Source organism: Rhizobium sp. P40RR-XXII (assembly GCF_012641405.1).
In the GTDB taxonomy this organism is placed as follows: domain Bacteria; phylum Pseudomonadota; class Alphaproteobacteria; order Rhizobiales; family Rhizobiaceae; genus Rhizobium.
Genome location: NZ_JABAII010000050.1, coordinates 1 through 819 on the forward strand (window position 1 = coordinate 1; position 819 = coordinate 819).

An 819-nucleotide genomic window follows, 5' to 3' on the forward strand; every position below is an offset into this window, starting at 1 on the left:
GGGCGATGTCACCTTAACTTGAATTCGGAAGCACGTTTGACGTTCGGCCTTCAGGATTGATCTCAGGCCACGGCTCCCGCCGCAGCCTTCCACTGTGCGATCGCCTGGATGCGGTGAACGCGGCTTTGGAATGCGGAGCGTTGTGAGCTGGGCGGGACGAGGAGGTTGCGGACCGCGGAGAAGACAGATACGAAGTGTTGAAGGCCTCCCGGCGATCGGAAGCCTTGCATCATCCGCTCGCGTTTTCGCAGCGGCACATGAGAATTCCCAGCCCGGTTGTTCAGACTTTTGTAGGATCGGTGTTCGATGTGCGGCATCACCTGTTGCCGGGCTGCTCCATAGGAGCGCAACTTGTCAGTGATCATCCGCTTCGGTGCAATACTCTGCTTCTTCAGAAGACGGGTCAGCAATCGCTTGGCGGCCTTGGTGTTGCGGCGGTTCTGGACGATTTCGTCAAGCACATACCCGTCCTGATCGACGGCCCGCCATAGCCAGTGTTTCGTCCCGGCAATGATGATAACGACCTCGTCCAGATGCCGCACATCGTTCCCGCTGGACTTCTTGCGGTGAAGGCGGCGCGCATAAGCCGGGCGGAACTTCTTTTCCCACCGGCGGATCGTCTCATAGGAGACAGCAATGCCGCGTTCCAGCAGCAATTCCTCGACAAGACGCAGGCTCAGCGGAAACCGAAAGTAGAGCCAGACCGCGCGGGCTATGATCTGGGGTGGGAAGCGATGACGCTTGTAGCTGACTGGCGAAGCGCTCATGCACCTGCGTCTATCGCAGCTGATCCTCACAAGCCGTTACCGTGACATCACC

1 protein-coding gene is annotated in these 819 nt (G+C 58.9%); it reads right to left on the reverse strand.

Annotated elements, in window-relative coordinates; translation table 11 throughout:
* Nucleotides 1–62 precede the first annotated feature (62 nt).
* On the reverse strand, nt 63–767 hold the full coding sequence (locus HGP16_RS33700) for an IS6 family transposase (RefSeq protein WP_168844264.1): 705 nt from the start codon (nt 765–767) through the stop codon (nt 63–65).
* Between the last annotated feature and the right edge of the window lie 52 nt (nt 768–819).

Excerpts from the sequence above, each read along its gene's own strand:
- HGP16_RS33700 (WP_168844264.1), bottom strand. The coding sequence starts at position 767 with ATGAGCGCTTCGCCAGTCAGCTACAAGCGTCATCGCTTCCCACCCCAG.